Source organism: Pseudomonas sp. 8(2025) (genome assembly GCF_052665325.1).
On record NZ_JBQOIE010000032.1, the window covers coordinates 18035 to 37554 of the forward strand.

General features: G+C 61.9%; 25 protein-coding genes. 24 read left to right on the forward strand and 1 reads right to left on the reverse strand.

What is annotated here, in order from left to right; translation table 11 throughout:
• The first annotated feature begins 1 nt into the window (after nucleotide 1).
• The 21 genes from ACUXVH_RS31035 to ACUXVH_RS31135 all read left to right on the forward strand — a co-directional run bounded on the left by ACUXVH_RS31035 (nucleotide 2) and on the right by ACUXVH_RS31135 (nucleotide 16367).
• On the forward strand, nucleotides 2-208 hold the full coding sequence (locus ACUXVH_RS31035) for a phage head-tail joining protein (protein WP_065364517.1): 207 nt from the start codon (nucleotides 2-4) through the stop codon (nucleotides 206-208).
• A complete protein-coding gene (locus ACUXVH_RS31040; protein WP_445496781.1) occupies nucleotides 208-1689 on the forward strand; it encodes a phage portal protein in 1482 nt (493 codons plus the stop codon). The genes ACUXVH_RS31035 and ACUXVH_RS31040 overlap by 1 nt, the downstream gene beginning before the upstream one ends.
• Nucleotides 1686-2828: a head maturation protease, ClpP-related gene (locus ACUXVH_RS31045; protein WP_445496783.1), complete on the forward strand. Its 1143-nt coding sequence runs from the start codon at nucleotides 1686-1688 to the stop codon at nucleotides 2826-2828. Before ACUXVH_RS31040 ends, ACUXVH_RS31045 begins: the two co-directional genes overlap by 4 nt.
• Nucleotides 2825-3169 carry a head decoration protein gene (locus tag ACUXVH_RS31050; protein WP_306382748.1) on the forward strand — a complete coding sequence of 115 codons (345 nt, stop codon included), beginning with the start codon at nucleotides 2825-2827 and terminating at the stop codon, nucleotides 3167-3169. The genes ACUXVH_RS31045 and ACUXVH_RS31050 overlap by 4 nt, the downstream gene beginning before the upstream one ends.
• A 63-nt stretch (nucleotides 3170-3232) precedes the next feature.
• Nucleotides 3233-4228, forward strand: a complete 996-nt coding sequence (locus ACUXVH_RS31055; protein WP_258611629.1) for a major capsid protein — start codon at nucleotides 3233-3235, stop codon at nucleotides 4226-4228.
• 2 nt (nucleotides 4229-4230) lie between these two features.
• The gene (locus ACUXVH_RS31060; RefSeq protein WP_207815447.1) at nucleotides 4231-4545 is read left to right on the forward strand and encodes a head-tail joining protein; all 315 of its coding nucleotides are present in this window, start codon (nucleotides 4231-4233) and stop codon (nucleotides 4543-4545) included.
• Entirely contained in the window at nucleotides 4542-5195 is a 654-nt protein-coding gene (locus tag ACUXVH_RS31065) for a hypothetical protein (protein ID WP_445496786.1), read from the forward strand. The genes ACUXVH_RS31060 and ACUXVH_RS31065 overlap by 4 nt, the downstream gene beginning before the upstream one ends.
• The gene (locus ACUXVH_RS31070; RefSeq protein WP_445496788.1) at nucleotides 5188-5700 is read left to right on the forward strand and encodes a hypothetical protein; all 513 of its coding nucleotides are present in this window, start codon (nucleotides 5188-5190) and stop codon (nucleotides 5698-5700) included. The genes ACUXVH_RS31065 and ACUXVH_RS31070 overlap by 8 nt, the downstream gene beginning before the upstream one ends.
• The gene (locus ACUXVH_RS31075; protein ID WP_445496790.1) at nucleotides 5697-6287 is read left to right on the forward strand and encodes a phage baseplate assembly protein V; all 591 of its coding nucleotides are present in this window, start codon (nucleotides 5697-5699) and stop codon (nucleotides 6285-6287) included. The genes ACUXVH_RS31070 and ACUXVH_RS31075 overlap by 4 nt, the downstream gene beginning before the upstream one ends.
• Before the next feature lie 64 nt (nucleotides 6288-6351).
• On the forward strand, nucleotides 6352-6552 hold the full coding sequence (locus ACUXVH_RS31080; RefSeq protein WP_445496792.1) for a hypothetical protein: 201 nt from the start codon (nucleotides 6352-6354) through the stop codon (nucleotides 6550-6552).
• A gap of 4 nt (nucleotides 6553-6556) precedes the next feature.
• A complete protein-coding gene (locus tag ACUXVH_RS31085; RefSeq protein WP_123397443.1) occupies nucleotides 6557-6883 on the forward strand; it encodes a GPW/gp25 family protein in 327 nt (108 codons plus the stop codon).
• Nucleotides 6880-7761, forward strand: coding sequence for a baseplate assembly protein (locus ACUXVH_RS31090; protein WP_123397442.1), 882 nt, complete (start codon nucleotides 6880-6882; stop codon nucleotides 7759-7761). Before ACUXVH_RS31085 ends, ACUXVH_RS31090 begins: the two co-directional genes overlap by 4 nt.
• Nucleotide 7762: 1 nt before the next feature.
• Entirely contained in the window at nucleotides 7763-8452 is a 690-nt protein-coding gene (locus tag ACUXVH_RS31095; protein ID WP_445496795.1) for a phage tail protein I, read from the forward strand.
• Nucleotides 8449-10140 (forward strand): phage tail protein, encoded by a 1692-nt coding sequence (locus tag ACUXVH_RS31100; RefSeq protein ID WP_123397440.1) that lies wholly within the window; start codon nucleotides 8449-8451, stop codon nucleotides 10138-10140. The genes ACUXVH_RS31095 and ACUXVH_RS31100 overlap by 4 nt, the downstream gene beginning before the upstream one ends.
• Nucleotides 10137-10520, forward strand: coding sequence for a phage tail assembly chaperone (locus ACUXVH_RS31105; RefSeq protein ID WP_123397439.1), 384 nt, complete (start codon nucleotides 10137-10139; stop codon nucleotides 10518-10520). Before ACUXVH_RS31100 ends, ACUXVH_RS31105 begins: the two co-directional genes overlap by 4 nt.
• A gap of 99 nt (nucleotides 10521-10619) precedes the next feature.
• The gene (locus ACUXVH_RS31110) at nucleotides 10620-11786 is read left to right on the forward strand and encodes a phage tail sheath subtilisin-like domain-containing protein (RefSeq protein ID WP_445496798.1); all 1167 of its coding nucleotides are present in this window, start codon (nucleotides 10620-10622) and stop codon (nucleotides 11784-11786) included.
• Between the two features lie 12 nt (nucleotides 11787-11798).
• Nucleotides 11799-12308, forward strand: coding sequence for a phage major tail tube protein (locus tag ACUXVH_RS31115; protein WP_041118645.1), 510 nt, complete (start codon nucleotides 11799-11801; stop codon nucleotides 12306-12308).
• Nucleotides 12309-12319: 11 nt separating this feature from the next.
• Entirely contained in the window at nucleotides 12320-12625 is a 306-nt protein-coding gene (locus ACUXVH_RS31120; RefSeq protein WP_445496800.1) for a phage tail assembly protein, read from the forward strand.
• Between the two features lie 141 nt (nucleotides 12626-12766).
• Nucleotides 12767-15331, forward strand: a complete 2565-nt coding sequence (locus tag ACUXVH_RS31125; RefSeq protein WP_445496802.1) for a phage tail tape measure protein — start codon at nucleotides 12767-12769, stop codon at nucleotides 15329-15331.
• Nucleotides 15332-15340: 9 nt separating this feature from the next.
• Nucleotides 15341-16186 (forward strand): phage tail protein, encoded by an 846-nt coding sequence (locus tag ACUXVH_RS31130; protein ID WP_185043298.1) that lies wholly within the window; start codon nucleotides 15341-15343, stop codon nucleotides 16184-16186.
• Nucleotides 16161-16367 carry a tail protein X gene (locus ACUXVH_RS31135; RefSeq protein WP_072444059.1) on the forward strand — a complete coding sequence of 69 codons (207 nt, stop codon included), beginning with the start codon at nucleotides 16161-16163 and terminating at the stop codon, nucleotides 16365-16367. Before ACUXVH_RS31130 ends, ACUXVH_RS31135 begins: the two co-directional genes overlap by 26 nt.
• On the opposite strand, the gene ACUXVH_RS31140 is transcribed toward ACUXVH_RS31135, so the two are convergent.
• Nucleotides 16364-16834, reverse strand: coding sequence for a hypothetical protein (locus ACUXVH_RS31140; protein ID WP_148053576.1), 471 nt, complete (start codon nucleotides 16832-16834; stop codon nucleotides 16364-16366). The two genes, ACUXVH_RS31135 and ACUXVH_RS31140, sit on opposite strands and share 4 nt — an antisense overlap.
• 81 nt (nucleotides 16835-16915) lie before the next feature.
• Here ACUXVH_RS31140 and ACUXVH_RS31145 point away from each other — a divergent pair, with 81 nt between their 5' ends.
• The 3 genes from ACUXVH_RS31145 to ACUXVH_RS31155 are packed head-to-tail and all read left to right on the forward strand — an operon-like array spanning nucleotide 16916 to nucleotide 19056.
• A complete protein-coding gene (locus ACUXVH_RS31145; protein WP_123397434.1) occupies nucleotides 16916-17959 on the forward strand; it encodes a phage late control D family protein in 1044 nt (347 codons plus the stop codon).
• A gap of 27 nt (nucleotides 17960-17986) precedes the next feature.
• Complete coding sequence (locus tag ACUXVH_RS31150; RefSeq protein ID WP_123397433.1) at nucleotides 17987-18538, forward strand: glycoside hydrolase family 19 protein; 552 nt, start codon at nucleotides 17987-17989, stop codon at nucleotides 18536-18538.
• Nucleotides 18535-19056 carry a lysis system i-spanin subunit Rz gene (locus ACUXVH_RS31155; protein ID WP_123397432.1) on the forward strand — a complete coding sequence of 174 codons (522 nt, stop codon included), beginning with the start codon at nucleotides 18535-18537 and terminating at the stop codon, nucleotides 19054-19056. Before ACUXVH_RS31150 ends, ACUXVH_RS31155 begins: the two co-directional genes overlap by 4 nt.
• Nucleotides 19057-19520: the final 464 nt, after the last annotated feature.

The following is a 19520-nucleotide window of genomic DNA, read 5'->3' on the forward strand; positions in this document are numbered from 1 at the left end:
TATGTCCTTTACCCAGAAACACCTCGACGCTATCGAGGCGGCTATCGCTCGCGGTGAAAAAACCGTGCGCTATGGCGACCGCACGGTTGAATACCGGACGGTGGACGAACTGCTCAGGGCTCGCGAGGAGATCCGAGGCAGCCTTGCTGCAGCTGCTGGCCCACGCTCCCGCGTGGTTCGCCTTTACCATGGGGGCAAGGGACTGTAATGGCTCGCCACTACCCTACATTGAGCCGTCAAGGCTTCCTGCTGCCATCGAACATCAAGGCCAGCTATGAAGGCGCCGGGGAGGGGCGCCGCTCGGTGGGCTGGGACGCCCCGGACAGTAGCCTCAACAGCATCAATACCCCGGCCTTGCGCAACTTGCGCTCGCGCTCCAGGGCGGCGGTGCGCAACGACCCCTACGCCTTCAACGTGGTGGACAAGCGGGTCAGCAACCTGATCGGCACCGGTATCACCCCTAGGGCCCAGACCGACGACAACGACCTGCGCAAGCAATTGCAGGTGCTGTGGGAGGATTGGGTGGACGAGTCGGATGCCGACGACCTGACCGACTTCTATGGCCAGCAGGCCCTGGTCGCCCGGACGGTGGAAACCTCGGGTGAATGCTTCGTGCGGTTGCGGCCTCGTCGGACTGAGGATGGCCTGGCGGTGCCCTTGCAGGTGCAGCTACTGGCGCCGGAGTTTGTGCCCCATGACAAGTTTGAAACCACCCGCGACGGCAATGTCATTCGGGCCGGGATCGAGTTCAACGGCGTAGGCAAGCGGGTGGCGTATTGGATGTATCGCTCGCACCCGGGAGAGTCTTCCACTCTGAGCGGCGGCTATAACCAGCTGGTGCGAGTGCCAGCCACCCAGGTGCTGCACATCTTCGATCCGCTGGAGCCCGGCCAACTGCGTGGCGTACCGCGCCTGTCGCCGGTGCTGAAACGCCTGCGCAGTCTCGATAACTACGATGACGCGGTGCTGTTCCGGCAGGAGGTCGCGAACCTGTTCGCAGGCTTCATCACCCGGCCCACGCCGGAAGGTGGTCCGCCACCACTCGATCCTGTCACCGGTCAGCCGTTGACGCTGGATCGAGACGGGTTCACACCCATGGTGGCATTGGAGCCGGGGACCATGCAGGAGCTAGGGCCCGGGGAGGAGGTCGAGTTTTCCAAACCTCCGGATGCGGGCAACAACTACCCGGACTTTATGCGTCAGCAACTGATGGCCGCCGCTGCGGGGGCGGGCGTGCCCTACGAGATCGTTACCGGCGATATGCGCGACATCAACGATCGAGTGATGCGGGTGGTGCTGAACGAGTTTCGTCGGCGCCTGGAGCAGCTGCAGTTCGGCGTTTACGTGCACCAGTTGTGCCGCCCGGTGCGTGCGGCTTGGTTGGATATGGCGGTGCTGTCCGGTGCTGTGCAACTGACGGACTACGCCCAGCGCCGCCGTGAATACCTGCGAACCCGTTGGGTGCCGCAAGGGTGGCCATACCTCCAGCCGGTGCAAGACGTACAGGCTCGCCGCATGGAAGTGCAGGCCGGCTTCGCCTCACGCAGCGAGATGTGCCTGCGTACCGGCTACGACGCCGAAACGGTCGATGCGGAAAACGCCGCTGATTTGGAGCGGGCCAACGGCCTGGGCCTCAATTACAACACCCTCGAAAGCGTCGAGCTGCTCGACGACAAGGAGCAACCATGAGCAAGAAAACTCAGGTCCGCGTCTACGACGCTGCCGGCGCCTTGGTGCCGGTCAAGGATCAGACCTGGTACACGCTGCGAGCCAGCGGCGAAGCCGAGCAACGTAACATCGAAGTGTTCGTGTATGGCGAGATCGGCGCCTGGGGCGTGACGGCGAATCAGTTTGTGCAGGACCTGCGGGTCCTGGACGACGGAGTGTCTCCGGTGGTGGTCGCCTTCAACAGCATTGGTGGGGATCTGTTCGACGGTCTGGCAATGCACAACGCGCTTTCGCGCTTGGGCGAGCGCTGTACTGGCCGGGTAGACGCCCTGGCCGCCAGTGCTGCCAGTGTGGCAGTGTGCGGCGCGCACCGGGTGGTAATCGCCGCCAACGCCATGCTGATGATTCACAACCCATGGACCTATGCGGCTGGCGATGCTGGGGACTTTCGCAAGGTCGCCGATGTGCTGGACCAGACCCTGGAAGCGATCATCGCGGCGTACAAGTCCAAAGCCCCGGACATCGACGATGCCGAGCTGCGGCGCCTGGTCGATGCTGAGACCTGGCTGACCGCCAACGAGGCTTTAGCCTTGGGCCTGGCGGATGAAGTAGGGGACGGGGTCAAGGTCAACGCTTGCTTGGGTCGTGGTGATGCGCTGCGGCGCTTTCGCAACGCTCCCGCCGGGCTGCTGGCCCAGTTGGACGAGCAGCCCCCAGCGGTCCCTGACGAGCCGACTACTCCGCCCGAGTCCGCTCCTGTGGTGGACGCTGCCCAACTGGCTCTGCTCATCACTCAGCGCTGCACTGAATCCGGTATCAGCAACCTGGTAGAACCGCTGCTCAAGTCCACCCAGTTGGAAAGTGAAGCAGTGGTCCAGGCAGGCCTGACTCGGGCCAAGGCCATCAATGATCTGTGCGTAGCCGCTCGACTGCCGGAGTTCAGCGCCGAGTTTGTGGCGGCCGGTTTGGACACAGCCAGTGTTCGCGCTCGCTTGTTCGACAAGCTGGTGGGCACGGGTAAGGGCTTCGAAATCAACAACAGCCTGCCGTTGGAAAACGACCCGCCGCCCAAGGTACAGGCCAAAAAAATCGACCAGCCTTCGATCTGGGCTGCTCGCCAAGCTGCACATCAACCATCCGCGAAAGGAACCAGACCATGACTGTTCAACGTGAGCCGATGCATGCGGGTGAATTCCTGCTGTCCGAAGGCACCGGCAATATCTCCCGCGAAGCCATCAACGTCGCCGCTGGCCCGGCGCTGGAGCCCGGCCAGATCCTCGGGTTGGTCACTGCCACCGGCCAGTTCGCACCGTACAACCCGACCGCAGAAGATGGCAGCGAGAACGCTCAGGCCATCCTCTACGGCCCACTGGGCGAGTCGGATGTAGTGCGACGCGGTCGCGCCGTGGTTCGTCTTGCTGAGGTCAGTGAGGCTTGTCTGACCGGCTTCGATCTGGCAGCTGAGAAGGCCCTGGCTAGTCACTTCGTGATCGTCCGCTAAGGCGTTTCACCCTCGTTTATCGAACCCGCCCTTGCGGGTTTTTTGCTTTCTGGAGATGGTTTCATGGCTGACATTGAGATTTTCAACGACGACGCATTTTCGGTTTCTTCGCTGACTGCGGCGATCAACGAGCAGGAATACCTGCCAGGTCGCATCGGCAGCATGGGCTTGTTCAGGGAGGAAGGCATCACCACCCTGACAGTGCAGATCGAGAAGGACGGCGACACCATCGGCCTGGTTCCGGCCGGCGAGCGTGGCACCTCCGGTCTGGTGGTTGCTGGTAGCAAGCGCACCATGATTCCGTTCAACACCGTGCACCTGCCGCAGCGCTTCTCGATCAAGGCGGACGAGATCCAGGGCATTCGTGCTTTCGGAACCCGCAGCGAGCTGCAGTCGGTACAGGACGCGGTCAACAAGCGTTTGGCCAAGTGTCGCCGACAGCTGGACGCTACCCATGAATTCCAGCGTATGGGGGCTTTGAACGGCCAAATCCTCGATGCTGATGGCAAGACCGTGTTGCTGGATATTTACAAGACCTTCGGCGTCACCCGGAAGAAAGTGAAGATGGGGCTCAACAGTCCAGACACTGAAGTCCGCGAGAAATGCGGCGATGCTCTGGACGAGCAAGAGGAGGCGCTGGGTAGTATTACCAGTACCGGCGCCCGGGCTTTTTGCGGCAAAAACTTCTGGAATAAGCTGGTTGCCCACGAGAAGGTTAAGGAAACCTTCCTCAACACTCAGCAAGCCTCAGCACTGCGAGGGGATGCCCGAGAGAGCTTTGAGTTCGGCGGCATCGTGTGGGAGCGCTATCGCGGCAAGGTCGCTGGGGTTCAGTTTGTTCACCCCGACCAAGCCCTGCTGATTCCCGAGGGTGTGCCTGATCTCTACGTTTCTGTGTTTGCCCCGGCTGACTACATGGAGACGGCCAACACCGAGGGCCTGCCGTACTACAGCAAGATCGAGCCGATGCCGTTCGGCAAGGGCATGGCCGGCGAAGCGCAGTCCAACCCGCTGCACCTGTGCACGCGGCCATTGGCGCAGATCCTGCTGGAGATGTAGCCGTGGGCATTCGCGAGCTGGTCGCCGATGTTGACGATGCGGTGTTCGAGACGCTGGGGGATACGGCCTACATCGAAGGGCGCGAGGTGCTGGGGATGTTCTCGGCGCCTTGGCTGCAACCCAAGCTCGGCAAGATGAACACGGGGCTGCGTGAGCCACATCTGGTGATCCGTGTATCGGATGCCGAGGGGGTAGAGGTACGTCAGCAGGTGCGCATCGATCTGCCCGCGCACGATGGAGGTGGCCTGTACACCTTGGTTCTGATTGAGCCAGGAGGCGATGGCCTGGTCAGTCTCATTCTGAGGATCAATCCATGAGCATCGGCAGCTACGCTCGACAATCGGCCAGTGAGGGCATGATCACGCTGCAGCCCTCGGCCGTCGATTTGCAGGCGTTCAAGGACTTTGCGGCCGTGGTGCCCAAGGCAGCAGCTGCAGCCCAGCGCCGGGCGATCAACAAGACCTTGCGCTGGTTGCGGACCTACATCGCCCGGGCTGTCAGCAGCAAGGAGCGCATTGCCGTTGGGGCGGTTCGCCAGCGTTTGCGGGCTTACCCCATCAACAGCAACGGACAGGGCAAGCTCTGGTTCGGTATCAACCCGATTGAGTCGAGCCGGATCGGTCGGGCCCGCCAGAATCGGTCGGGTGTGTCGGTCGCGGGGCGGCGCTATCAGGGGGCCTTCTTCAAGAAGGTCTATGGCAGCCAGGCCGACATCTGGATTCGGACTGGCAGCAAGCACTACGACCCGAGCGACTACCCCGAAACACGGGAGGGAAAGCGGCGCTCTGGGTTCATCAACGAGAACGACAACCGCTTCCCCCTGGCCAAGGCCAAGGTGTCGCTGGATGACGTACGGCCGATCTTTGAGGAGTGGGCCAGGCGTGCCGATGAAAGGCTGCTGGAAATCCTCGAACAGGAACTGAACTTTGAGCTGCAGAAGTATCTGCGAGGTGGCAAACGTGCCTGATGAACCTTTCAGCCTGGATCAGTTGTACATCGCGATAGAGCGACACATTCGTGATGCCATCCCTGGCTTGGCCTATGTCGCGGTCATGCCCGATTTGTTGGATCGTGTGGCGATCCCGGCGGTAGTGATTGAGTTGGTGGAGCTGGAGCCAGGTAGCGATCAGATGACCGGCGAAACGGCGCTGGACGCTCGCTTTGAGGCGCGAGTAATCGTGGGATCTGAACTGCCCCAGTGTCAGCAGCAAGCGGCCTTTGTCGCTTCGCAGATTGCGGTTCTGTTACGCATGCAGACCTGGGGCGTCGAAGTGGTCGCCGCCGAGTTTGTGCGGTCGGCCCAGGACTGGACGCGGCCTGAGCTGGATGGGTACGCGGTCTGGGTCGTGGAGTGGACCCAGGGCATATACCTCGGCAAAGAGGAATGGCCATGGCCGGATCAGCCGCCGGGCACGTTGGTGTTTAACCTGGGCGAGGGTGTCGGTGATGTCCGGCCGGAGGAGTTGTCGTGAGCTACGTCAGCGCACAACACGACCGTATGCTGGCCGGCCTGATCATCCCTTGCAGTGTGGTCGGCGTAGATCTAGCCGCCGGGGCGGTGCGGGTTTCCGACGGCGCAGGTTGGACCAGTGCCTGGGTCCGCTGGCACAGCCAGGCCGCCGGTAAGGCTCGGCACTGGCGGGCGCCGAGTCTGGGTGAGCAGGGGGCCTTGATCAGCCCCAGTGGCGAGCCAGCACAAGGCACCTTCGTCCCTGGTCTGTACGGCAACGCCGGTGCGCAGCCGGATAACCGTGACCACGTCGAGGTCTGGCGCTTCGACGATGGCGGCTCGCTGGTCTACGACTGGCAGGCCAAGAGCTACACCATCAGCCTGCCCGGTGGCACGGTGACCATTCAGGTCGGCGGCAGCTCGGCGGTGGTGACGGATAGCAGCATTACAGGTAAGGCCGACACCATCACGCTGACCGGGCAGATCACCTTGAATGGCGAAGTACAAATCAACGGCGCGAGCTTGAAGCACAACGGGGTGAATGTTGGATCGACCCATACCCACCTGGGAGTGCTGCCGGGCCCTGGGGCAACGGCGCCGCCGCAATGATTTCCCTGCAACTGTTACTCAACCCGAGCCGCTTAAAGCGGCTTTTTTGTACCTGGAGAAAAGCATGTCCACCCCCAAGAGACTCACCGACGAATCGGGCAGTGCTGGCCCTGCAGTGTTCCGCGACACCCTCTACACCTCCCGGGTGTTGATCCTGCCGGACGGCCGCCAGCTGGCTGTGGCCCAGGGGCGGGTAGCCGCTGACGCTGGGGATAGCGCCGCGCGGGAGTACCTGAGCAAGCACCCGGATCTGCAGCAGGAGTAGCGCGATGATCGGAATGGATCGCCGCACCGGCCAGCCGCTGTCGGGCATCGAGCATGTGCGGCAGTCCATCGAGGACATCCTGACCACGCCGCTGGGCAGCCGTCGGATGCGGCCGGAGTACGGCAGCAACCTGCGCCGCTACGTCGACTTGCCAGTGACCGGCGGGTGGAAAAGCGCTGTGCAGGCTGAGGTGGCTCGTGCGCTGTTGCGCTGGGAACCGCGGTTGAAGCTGGAGCGGGTGCAGGTGGTGGCTGTGGTGGGTGGGCAGATCAGCTTTCAGTTGGTTGGCCAGTACCTGGGGGATAGCGCGATATTGGAGGTAACGGCATGAGCATACTGGACTTGGCGGCACTGCCGGCGCCGCAGGTGCTGGAACCCCTGGACTATGAAGAGCTTTACCAGCGCAAGTTGGCACTGTTTCGCCTGGCGATGGGGGAGAACTGGACCGCAGCGCTTGAGAGTGACCCGGTCGTCAAGCAACTGGAACTGGTGGCCTACGGCGACATGCAGATGCGCGCCCGGATCAACGACGCGGCCAAGGCGCTGCTGCTGGCTCATGCCCAGGGCTCGGATCTGGATCAATTGGCTGCCAACGTCAACCTGCGGCGCCTGCTGATCCAGGAGGGAGATCCCCAGGCTGTACCACCGGTCGAGGACGTCAAGGAGTCGGATGACGCCTTGCGCGAGCGCGTCCAGCTGGCCTATGAGGGGCTGACCACCGCCGGCCCGCGCAACAGCTACATCCTGCATGCCCGCAACGCCTCGGCGTTTGTGGCGGATGCATCAGCAGAAAGCCCGGCCCCCGCCTGCGTGACGGTGTCGGTACTGAGCCTGGAGGGCGATGGCACCGCCGGGGCTGAACTGCTCGCTGCTGTTGCCAAGGCCGTTAACGATGATGATGTGCGGCCGGTGGCGGATCGAGTCACGGTGCAGAGCGCCCAGGTGCTGCGTTACCGCGTGGATGCGGTGTTGCACATGAAAGGCCCTGGCCCGGAAAGCGATGCCGCGCTGGTGGAGGCAGAACGCAGGTTCAAAGCCTGGATGAATCCGCGCAAGCGATTGGGCGTCGAGGTCGCCCGTTCGGCTATCGATGCGCAATTGCATGTTGCAGGTGTGGCCCGGGTGGAATTGCTGGGTTGGCAGGACCTAGCCCCGACCCAAGCCCAAGCGGCGTATTGCACGGGCTACAGCCTCAAGCTGGGGACCTGACATGTCGAGCCTACTCCCCATCAACAGCTCGGCGCTGGAGCGCGGCCTGGAGGCGGTCAACACCAAGGACACGGCCAGCATCCTGCGCACGCTTTACAACCCCGACACCTGTCCGGCGCACCTGCTCTCGCAGTTGGCGTGGGCCTGGTCCGTGGATCGCTGGGACCCGACTTGGTCGGAGTCGGTCAAGCGCAGCGCCATCAAGGCCTCGTTTTTCATCCATGCGCGCAAAGGCACCATCGGCGCGCTGCGGCGGGTGGTGGAACCGCTGGGTTACCTGATCGAGATTATCGAGTGGTTCAACACCGTGCCCCAAGGCGTGCCCGGAACCTTCGCCCTGAAGGTCGGCGTTCTCGAAACCGGGATCACAGAGGAGATGTATCGGGAGCTGGAACGCCTGATCGACGACGCCAAGCCGGTCACCCGGCACCTGACCGGCCTGGCGATCAGTCTTGAAACCAAAGGCGCACTGAACATCGGCGTGGCGCTGAACCTCGGCGACGAAATCGACGTGTATCCGCCTGTGCTGCGCGACATCGTCACGACCGGTGTTCTCGGCAACACCGGCCGCGAAGACTCAACCGACAGCGTCGACGTTTATCCGCCGTCCCCTGGAGCCATTGCCCTTATTTGCCACATCGGTACCCCTGGGCGTGAACACACTATCGACATATTGGACACCTACCCATGATCGACCCGAACAGTCAGTTCTTCGCAATTCTTACGGCGGCGGGTGAGGCCAAGCAGGCCAACGCCGATGCCCTGGGCATCCCCTGGAAGCTAACCGAGATGGGGGTGGGGGATGCCAATGGCACCGACCCAATCCCCGACCGAGCGCAAACCCGGTTGATCAACGAGCGCCGGCGCCGTCCGCTGAACAAACTATCGGTCGACCCGGCGAACCCGAACATCATCGTGGCCGAGCAGATCATCCCGGCCGACGAGGGTGGCTGGTGGATTCGTGAGATTGGTTTGTATGACGCTGACGGTGCCCTGGTTGCGGTGGCGAACTGCGCACCGAGTTACAAGCCTCTGATGTCCCAGGGCTCCGGCCGGACCCAAGTCGTTCGCATGAACTTCATCGTCTCCAGCGCGGCCAGCGTGGTATTGAAGATCGACCCGGCCGTGGTGTTGGCTACCCGGCAATATGTCGATGACTCGATTGTCGATGCGGTCAACCGACAGGATGCCAAGGCGTCGGTGCTGGTGGCGACCACGGGTCCGATTCAGCTGGCGGGGACCCCGACGATTGACGGGGTTCCGGTGCCTTTGGGTTCGCGGGTGCTGGTGAAGGACCAGGCCCAGCCCAAGGACAATGGAATCTACCTCACAGGCGAGATCTGGAAGCGGGCCGCTGATGCAGACAGCAGCGCGAAGGTAACTCCAGGGCTGCTCGTTGCGGTGGAGCAGGGCACAGCCGGCGCTGACTCCCTCTGGCTACTGTCGACGGATGGGCCGATTGTGCTGGGCACTACTGCACTGAGCTTTGAAGTGGTAGCAGGGCGTACGGGTATCATCGCTGGGACCTACCGTAGCTTGACCGTGGATAAGCTCGGTCGTGCTATTGCGGGAGCGAACCCGGAAACACTGGCTGCCTTCGGCATAAAAGACGCCTACACAAAGGCCGAAATCGAGGCGATGGGGCCAATGGCGGGCGCCTCAAGAGGGCGCATGAATGTGCCACAGGCATCGGCCAATGCCACCTTTATCGCTGATGAGGTATTGCTGCAAGACGCTAACGGCAAGTCCTATCGGCTCAAAGCGTTTAGTCAGGTGGTCAATCTCGCGTCGGCGGTCAAGGGGCTGGGGGCGATGGATATAGGCGCATCGCCAGTGAATGGATATGTCGCTTTGTATGCGCTGTATAGCCCGAACACGAATGAGCGCAGCCTGATGGCCGTGAATGCTACGGCAGCGGTTGCCCCAGTGCTTTACGGTGGTGCTAACGCTCCCCTCGGATTCACAGCGTCCGCTCTGTTAACCGTCGTGCCAACCGGTGGCGCCGGCAACTTCGATGTCTGTTTCGTTGAAGATCGAATGGTCACGGTAGGCGCGAGACAAATCCTTAACGGGGCGGCGGCAATTGCCTCTGCCCCTATTCCTTTAGCAGGTGCGGTTCCCCTTAACGCCGTGCGCGCAAACGGGCTGATGGGCTTGGGGAGCTCAGGTGTCGGCACCGTCTCGATGGATATTTATTCCGCCGCTACCGGCTTTGGGCTTGCGCGGCAAACCGCAACGGTTAGTACAGGAGGTGGCTTGTACACGTCCGCATTTTCAAACCTAGCCATCATTACGCCGCAGACCTGGTGGGTGTCGGCAAGTAACGCGGCCTCGGGTTCTCCAATATTTAACGCATTTATCACAGGTTATTTCATATGAAGCACCTTCAAGTGATTGATGGGGTTGTTCGCTTTGCCTTCGAGGCTGAGCCCGACAAGAGCTTTTGGACTAACATTGTTGCGGTTGCGGATGACGACGCTCGATACCTGAATTTCCTGGCTCTCCAGTCCATGCGACCGGTCGACCCTGATACCGCCGAGCGTGCCTGGCGTGATGCGGAGATTGTCCGGGTGACCTGGATACGTGATCGACATCGTGATGAGGTCGAATTAGCCATTGAAACCACCATAACGGCCCAGCAATACGCCGAGCTTTTGTCCTACATCCGAGCCTTGCGCGACTGGCCGGCCGGGGCTGAATTTCCGGCCGTCGACCATCGGCCACTGTCCCCGGATTGGATTACCGAGCAATCCGAGTAAGCGCCCCGCACTGACGGGGCGTTTTCTTTCCCGCGCTTCGGCGCCTGTTCCTCCCACAGCCTCGCTCATGCGGGGCTTTTTCATGTCTGGAGCTTATCCATGAGTGGTTTCTTTCACGGCGTCACCGTCACCAACGTCGACACCGGTACGCGGACTATCTCGCTGCCGTCGTCCTCGATCATCGGTCTGGTGGATACCTTCACCGAAGGGCCCGACTTCAGCGCCAAGGCCAACGACTTGTTGCTGATCACCAACGAGCGCGAGGCCATCGCGGCCTGGGGCCCGGATGCGGCCATCACTAAGGCCTGCCAGGCCATCTACCAGCGCGCCAAGGCGGTTATCGTTGCATGCGGTGTGGCCAAGGTTCAGGACGCCGCGCAGCAGACCTCCGCAATCATCGGCGGGGTGTTGGTCAGCGGCAAGCGTACCGGCCTGCAGGCGCTGCTGGACGGCAAGAGCCGTTTCAATGCCCAGCCGCGTTTGCTGGTGACTCCCAAGCACAGCTCGACCCTGGCGGTCGGCACAGCCCTGGTGGCCTTGGCCGACAAGCTGCGCGGCCTGGCCATCCTCGACGGCCCCAACACCACCGACGAGGCTGCCATGGAGTACGCCAAGAACTTCGGCGCCAAGCGGGCCTACCTGGTCGACCCGGGTATTCAGTACTGGGACACCGGCGAGAGCGCCACCGTCGATGCGCCGGCCTCGGCCTGGGCAGCCGGCTTGTTCGCCTGGACCGACAACGAGTACGGCTTCTGGGCCTCGCCCTCGAACAAGGAGTTTGTCGGCCTCACCGGTACCACTCGGCCTATTGAGTTTCTGGATGGGGACGAGACTTGCCGGGCCAACCTGCTGAACAACGCCAACATCACCACGATCATTCGTGATGCGGGCTTTCGGCTTTGGGGCAACCGTACGTTGTCGAGTGATCCGAAGTGGGCGTTTGTCACCCGGGTGCGAACCATGGACATCGTCATGGACGCGATCCTCTTCGGCCACAAATGGGCGGTGGACCGCTCGATCACTGCGACCTATGTCAAGGATGTGACCGAGGGCCTGCAGGCCTTCATGCGTGATCTGAAGAACCAGGGCGCGATCATCAATTTTGAGGTCTACGCGGACACCGAACTGAACACCGCCAGCCAGCTGGAGCAGGGCAAGGTGTACTGGAATATCCGCTTTACCGACGTGCCACCCGCCGAAAACCCCAACTTCCGCGTCGAGGTCACCAACCAGTGGTTGACCGAAGTCCTCGATTCCGCCGCTTAAGGAGCCGCAGCAATGGCAATGATTCCCGAAACCCTGGCGAACATGAACCTGTTCGCCGATGGCATCAGCTTCCAGGGTGATGTCCCGAGCCTGACCCTGCCCAAGCTCACGCTCAAGACCGAGGAACACCGGGCCGGCGGCATGGACCTGCCGGTGGAACTGGACATGGGTATGGAAAAACAGGAAGCCGGCTTTACCACCACCGGCGTGCGCCGCGAGTCGTTGAAACTCTTCGGCCTGGCCGACGGTACCGCCTTCAATGGCGTGTTCCGGGGCGCCTTCAAGGGCCTCAAGGGCAAGGTCACCCCGGTGATTGTCACCCTGCGCGGCATGCTCAAAGAGGTCGACATGGGCGACTGGAAGGCCGGCGACAAGGCCGAGATCAAGCACAACGTGGCGTTGACCTACTACAAGCTCGAAGTGGACGGCCGCCTCATCTACGAGATCGATGCGCTGGGCATGAAGCGCGTGATCAATGGCGTCGACCAGCTCGCCGCTCAACGTTCGGCCCTGGGCCTGTAAGGAAAACAGCAATGACTCAAGCATCGAAAAAGACACCGGCCTGGATGACTCTGAACGCCGAGAGCGTGGCCGTGGGCCTCACCAAGGCGGTGGAGATGAATGGCGTGGTCTGCGACAAGGTCACCCTGCGCGCACCGACCGTGCGCGATGTGCGTGCCGCCAACACCGCCGCCGGTGGTGACGACGAACAGCGCGAGCTGATGCTGTTTGCCAGCTTGGCCGGGGTCGGCTCCAAGGACCTGGAGGGCATGACCCTCAAGGATTACCAGCGCCTGCAGGCCGGCTATTTTCGCCTGGTGCAAGACGACGAACTTTGACCCTGCGGTGATGAAGATGGCGGCGAAGCGGCTCGCGAGCGAGCTGCATTTCTCCGCTGAGGAAATCATGACCATGCGCTTTAGCGACATGGTCTGGTGGCTCACGGACTGAGCCCATCAACTCGGGCATAGGTGAATCAGATGGCAAGCAAGCTGGCGTTGGGGCTGGTGATCGGCGGCGCCGTCAGTTCGACGGTGGGGGCTGCCTTCAAGACGGTTGAGGGCCGGATCAAGAAGCTGGAGGAACAAGGCAACAAGGCCAAGGTGCTGAAGAACACCATCGGCGAAACCATGCGCCTGCGGGATGAATGGAGGCGGGCGCACGAAACCGGTGCGGCCTCGGCCGCCGGGTTGTTGCGCAAGCTGGAAGGGAACCTGAGCAGCCTGCAAAAGCAGGGTGTCCAGGTCAACAAGCTGCGCCAGGAATATCAGGCACTCGGCCGAGTGGCCCGGGGTGCGGATCTGCAGCTCAAGGGGCACCAGCAGATCCAGCAGGGCAAGGAGGGACTCAAGTCCAGCATTGGCCAGGCCGTGGCCGGTGTCGGGGCGGTAGCCATTCCGACCAAGATCAGTGCGGACTATCAGGCGATCATTCGCGATATTGCGATCAAGGCCGACGTGGCGAACAAGCCACAAGAAGCCCAATTGACCCGCACCATCATTCAGACCTCGCAAGACACCGGAATGGGCCGCAACGACGTGGCCGAGCTGGTGAATCAGTTGGTTGGCGCGGGGATGGAGCTGGACAAGGCGCTGTCCTATGCGCCGGTGGCGGCCAAGTTCGCCGTGGGCCAGGGCTCGGGTGGTGAGGACACTGCCAAAATGATCCAGGCGCTGGAGCAGAACGCCAAGATCAGCGACCCGAAGGTCATGGAGAAGGCCCTGGAAGCCATCGCGATGCAGGGTCAGGCGGGCAGCTTTGAGGCGTCCGACATGGCGCGCTGGTTTCCGCAGCTGCTGGCTGGCATGGGCAAGATGGAAATCACCGGCATGGATGCGGTGAGTCAGTTGGGCTCGATGCTGCAGGTGCAGATGAAGACTGCCGGTGGCTCCGATGAGGCAGCCAACAACCTGAAAAACTGGATGGAGAAAATCGGTTCCGGGGAAGTGGTCAAGGCGTACAAGGATGCAGGTATTGATTACCAGGCCTCGCTGAGTACCGGTGTTCAGAAAGGTATGTCGACCCTGGAGTCGAGCTTTGAGCTGGCCATGCGGTACATCAAGGCCACGGACCCGGCCAAGGCCGCGAAGATGGCCGAGGCCCAGGCGAAGATCAGCAAGGAGGCGGATCCGGCCAAAGCCAAGGCCATGCTGAACGCCCTGGAGCAGTCCTTGCGCACCGGCGACCTGTTCTCCGACATGCAAGTCAAGGCGGCACTAACGGCGTACTCGCAGAACCGGGAGCTGTACGAGCAGCTCAAGAAAGATTCGTTGAGCGCTAAGGGCATCCTCGACAAGAACCTGGCCGAGCGCCGGGAAACCTCCTCGCAGCTGTGGGCCGAAACAGTTCACGCGATGAACGATGGCATGCGGGCCGTGGGGGATGCTCTGCGGCCGGCCACGGATGCCGTGGCCAAGCACATCACCACGGTGGCCAGGTCGCTGACTGGCTTGGCGGAGAAAGCCCCGCCCCTGGTAATGGGGATTACCGCCCTGGGGGCTGGGCTGGTCGCGCTAAAGAGCGCGGTGTCCGCCTTCAAGATCGGCAAGGGCCTGCTCAATGTGGCTCGCGGTTCGTTGATGGGTAACCCGAACGCGATTCAGCGGGTGTTTGTCACCAACGCCGGCGGGTTGGGCGGAGGTGATTACGACGTCGATGGTGGCAAGGACAAGAAGGGAGGCAAAGGCGGCAGGGGCTCCCGGGCAGGAAGGGCGGGGCGCGGCCGACTTGGTAGTGTCGGGCGGGCGCTCAGGAGTGTTTTTAGCCGGGGCGGTGTGGGGACCGTTGCAAAAGGCGCGGTGGGTTTAGGCTCGACAGCCTTAAAAGGTGCAGGTTCCCTGTTCAAGGGGCTGGCACCGGTGGTCAAAGGCGGGGCCTTCCTGTCGGTGCTGGGTGCCGGCCTCAAGGTTGCAGACACCTACCAGAATGCCAAGACCAAGGACGAGAAAGCAGAGGGCTATGGCGGCGCGGCTGGGGGGCTGGCGGGTGCTTTGGTCGGGACAAAAATGGGGTTGGCTGCCGGTGCGGCCATTGGCTCTGTCGTTCCAGGGCTTGGCACTGCCATCGGGGGTGCTATCGGTGCTGCCATCGGGGGCACTGTCGGTTACCTGGGAGGTGATGCCCTGGGCTCTTATGCTGGCAAGTCGATGTTCGGTTCTGATGAGTCGCTCAAGCGGATGCCCGCAGCGGGCCCGCTGATGCTGGCCAATGCCGGGAAGGACATTCCGCCGGTCCTGGGCGACATCGCGAAATCGTTCAAGACCGGGCAGACGCCCCCGGTCATGGGGCAGGTGGTTCGCTCGATGGAGTCAGCCTCACCGTCGGCTGCCGTGCCGGCAATGCTCAAGGCGCCCGAACCTGCGAAGCAGGTGCCCAAGGTCGATCAGCAGTTTGCTTTCTCGCCGAGCCTGCAGGTCACGGTGCAGGGGGACGTTAAAGACCCGGCTCAGGTGGCCCGGGAGGTTGAGCCTTATATGCGCCGGATGTTCGACGAGTACAGCCGCCAGGCTGCGGCGCGTCAGCTGTCGGATGAACCACACGTTTAAGGAGGTGCCATGGCGTACATGGAGCAACTGCAGTCGGGGTTTCAGTCCCTGGTTGACGCGGGGGAGGCGGGCCGCAGCAGTGCGGATGGCATGCTGACCCCACTGAACGGAGCCATCAGCGAAATTACCGGCGCCGCCTCGGAGTTGGAGAACATCCCGTTTGTGGGGCCTGAGATGGGCGCCAAGCTGCAGCGGACACTGCGCGGCATCACCGCCGCACAGTCCGTCGTCGGCGAAGTGGCAGCTCAGTACAGCCAGGCCGTGTCGGCGGCGGGGCAGATTCAGCAGCGTCTCGGTACGCTGCAGGAGCAGACCGCCAAGGCCGGTGCCGCTATCAACCGGATCGGCGGGCAGATCAGCCCCTCCCTGGGCAACATTCTTCCTACTGGATCGTTCGGCGGCCTGGGTACTCCGGCCGCCGAGGCGGTGAAGCCGTTCCCGCACTTGCTGATCATTCACCCGCTGAAGACTGGCGGGCAGCCGTATTACTTCAACCTCGACACTGCAGCCTTTGAAGAGCTGCGCCGTCAGACCGGGTTCCGCTGGGCTGGGCAGGAACGCCTGACCCGTAGCATCGCGCAGCAGGCGGTGGGCCAGGGTGACGACAAGATCACCCTCAAGGGCGCGGTGTTTCCGGGGTTCAAGGGTGGGCTGGGTCAGTTGCAGAAGCTGCGCAGCATCGGGCGGCGGTTGCAGCCGCTGAGCCTGACCACGGGCTACGGTGAAGTGCTGGGCACTTGGTGCCTGACAAGCCTTGAGGAAGAACAAAGCCACCTGCTAGCCGGGGGCATCCCGCGTAAGCAGGGCTTTTCACTGGAGTTCGTGAGCTATGGCGACGACATGCAGAACGTCTGACGGGGATCTGCTCGACACCTTGTGCCACCAGTTTTACGGACACCTGAATGGCAGTGTCGAAGCGGTGCTGGATGCCAACCAGGGGCTGGCCGACGAACCCCAGCCGTTCCGGGCTGGGGTGCTGATCGTACTGCCGGATCTTCCGGTGGTGACAGAGGCTGCGCTGCAGCTATGGGATTAGCCGGCCGCCTGGGCGCATTCCTTGGCGTTAGCCTGGTAGGACGTGTTGCCTTCTGAGTACTGCCGAACGTTCTGGGAAATCATGCCCTGCCAGGAAGTGTTGGCATCGATTGCGGCGGAGCGGCACTTAGCGAAGGGGGCAAACAGCGATCCGAAGCGGTCGCTTTCGTCCATTAGCTTCTTCAGTGCAATGGCCTGATCGCGAGCTTGTTTGCCGTCCATAGCTCCGGACAGCGCCAGGGTTTGGCCGTGCTCTACCGTCTTATTTAGGCGTTTGAGGAAGTTGCGAGCCTCCTCGGGCTTGATCTTCTTTGCTGCTTCTTGGGCGGCGATGGCCTGCCTACCGCGCTCTGCGGCTTCGGCGCTCACGGGGGCGTCGTCACCCAGGTCTATAACCCGAAGTTTCTGTTCGGCTTGTGCCATCGAGGCGGCCAACAGGCACAGCGTCAATCCGAAAATCCTTTTCACTTTCTCAACTCCTGTAGGGGCAAAGGCTCGGGATTTTATGAAGTCCCGGTCGCTGTGTCATCCAGGGGGGAGGCTCATTGCATGACGCCTGTATTCCGAATCGTTGCGGACGGCAAGAACATCACCGCGCTGATCAATGACCGGCTACTGACCCTGCGGACCTCGGACAAGCCCGGCATGGAGTCGGACGAGTTTGAGCTGCGCATCGATGACCGAGATGGCGCGGTGGCGCTGCCCAGCCGTGGTGCCAGTATCGAGGTGTTCATGGGTTACGCCGGCCAGTCACTGAGCCGGCTGGGTCGCTACACGGTAGACGAGGTCGTGGTGACGGGGCCGCCCGACTCTATCGAGATCCGGGGCAAGGCCAGCGACATGCGCGGCAGTGGCAAGACCACCCGCAGCGGTAGCTGGGAAGACGTCCCGCTGCAGCAGATCACGCGCGATGTGGCAACCCGCAACGGCTGGCAGCCAGTGTGCACGGTGACCACCAAGGTGCCCCGAGTCGACCAGCTCAACGAATCCGACTTCAACTTCATCACCCGCCTGGCCAAGCAGTACGACTGCACAGCCAAGGTGGCCGACGGCAAGTTGCTGGTGCTGCCTCGGCAGGCCGGGCAGAGCGCGAGCGGCAAAACCCTTGGCACCGTCACCATCACCCGCCGCGATGTGAGCCGCTATCAGTTTCGCCTGGGGGACAAAACCACCCACAAAGCGGTGCAGACCAAGCACCAGGACAAGAAGAGCGGAAAGCTGCGGGTCGTTGACCTGGGCAACGAGGATTCCCCGGACGGCCTGCCGCCGGTGCACACCGACCGCCACATCTATCCGAACAAGTCCGCTGCCGAGCAGGCCGCCAAGGCACGTCTGGCGGCATTCAACCGCAGCACCGCCGGTGTACGCCTGGAGATGCCAGGCCGAACCGATCTATTCGCTGAACGCATGATCAATGCCCAAGGCTTCAAGGTCGGCCTCGATGGCGAGTACCTGGTGGACTCGGTCGAGCAGGTGTTCACCCAGTCTGGGTGGAGCACCACGGTCGAGTGCAACGGCGGCAAGAGGGGCAAAGCAAAAGCCAAGGGCAAGAAAAAGAAAGCAACCAAGCCGCTCAGGGTCGAGCAGCTCTAAACCCCATCACCACTGGAGAAATCACGTATGACCATTACCGCGCAGCAGCTGCTGCAGATCCTCCCCAACGCCGGCGCTAAAGCCGGCGTTTTTGTTCCTGCTCTCAACGCAGCCATGAGCAAGTACGCGATCATCACCCGCTTGCGCATGGCGGCGTTCATCGCGCAGATCGGCCACGAGTCCGGCCAGCTCCTGTACGTGCGCGAACTGGGCAGCAATCAGTACCTTAGCAAGTACGACACCGGCGCCATGGCCAAGCGCCTGGGTAACACCCCCGAAGCGGATGGCGACGGCCAGAAGTATCGGGGCAGGGGGCTGATTCAGGTCACGGGCCGGGCGAACTATGAAGCCTGTAGCGAAGCGCTGTTCAGCGATGCTCGATTGCTCAACACCCCGGAGCTGCTGGAAACCCCGGTCTATGCCGCGTTGTCGGCTGGCTGGTTTTGGCAGCGTGCGGGCCTGAACACCCTGGCCGACAAGGGCGATTTCCTCACGATCACCAAGCGCATCAATGGCGGCACCAACGGTCTGGCGGATCGCAAGGCGCTGTATCAGCGTGCATTGGAGGTGCTGGCGTGAAGGCCCCGGGCTGGTTATTGCCTGCCTTGGCGCTGGTGCTGGGGCTCGCCTTGGGCGGCTGGCTGGCCTGGACTTGGCAGGCCAACGTCTACGGCAAGGCCCTGGCCGAACAGGCCGAGGCGTACAGCGCGGATCGCGAGCAGGCCGCCACGTCGGTGATCAATTGGCAGGGCGAGCAGCAAGACGCCCGCCGGGCGCTGGAGGATCGCCTGCGAGTGAATGACGAAACCCACTACAAGGAATTGCGCGATGCTCAATCGAACCAAGCTCGCTTGCGTGATCGGCTTGCTACTGCTGACCTGCGGCTGTCAGTCCTTCTCAACACCACCGCCTCGGGTGGTGGCGGTGGGGTGTCAGCCACCGCCGGCACCCGCGGCGTGGTTCATGGAGCGGCGCGAGCCGAACTTGACCCAGCGGTTGCTCAACGAATTGTCGGCATCACCGGTGACGGCGATCAAGGACTGATTGCCCTGGCCGCGTGCCAGGACTACGTGAGGAGGGTTACCGCCTCGAAATAGAGATATACGTACTGAGAAGCGGCCATGACCTAGGAATTGAGTGTTTCCCAAAGCTTGTGCAAGGCTTCTAGTACGTTACACATTGCAATTATCAGGGCGATCAGTTTCATGGGTATATCTCGTTGGTTTGATGCCGGATTTGGCGTTAAAGTTTGAAATGAACTTCAAGTTTAATGTGTTTTGGGAAGGCTGAGTTCTTCTGGTTTTTTGGCGAATTTTGGACGCGGATTGACCCCTCCAAGTTATCTTGGTGTTGTTGCGCGGATGCTGTGGCCATGTGTTGTTTAGACTAATGGTGTTTAATGTTTTACGTCAAGGGCGATATTGAAAATATTCAATATTTATAGATTATCGATGCTGAGGGCCCGCGAATGCTGGGCGGGCTTAAGGCTAACAAAGTAACAGGCTAACAAAGTAACAGGCTAACAAAGTAACAGGCTAACAAAGTAACAGGCTAACAAAGT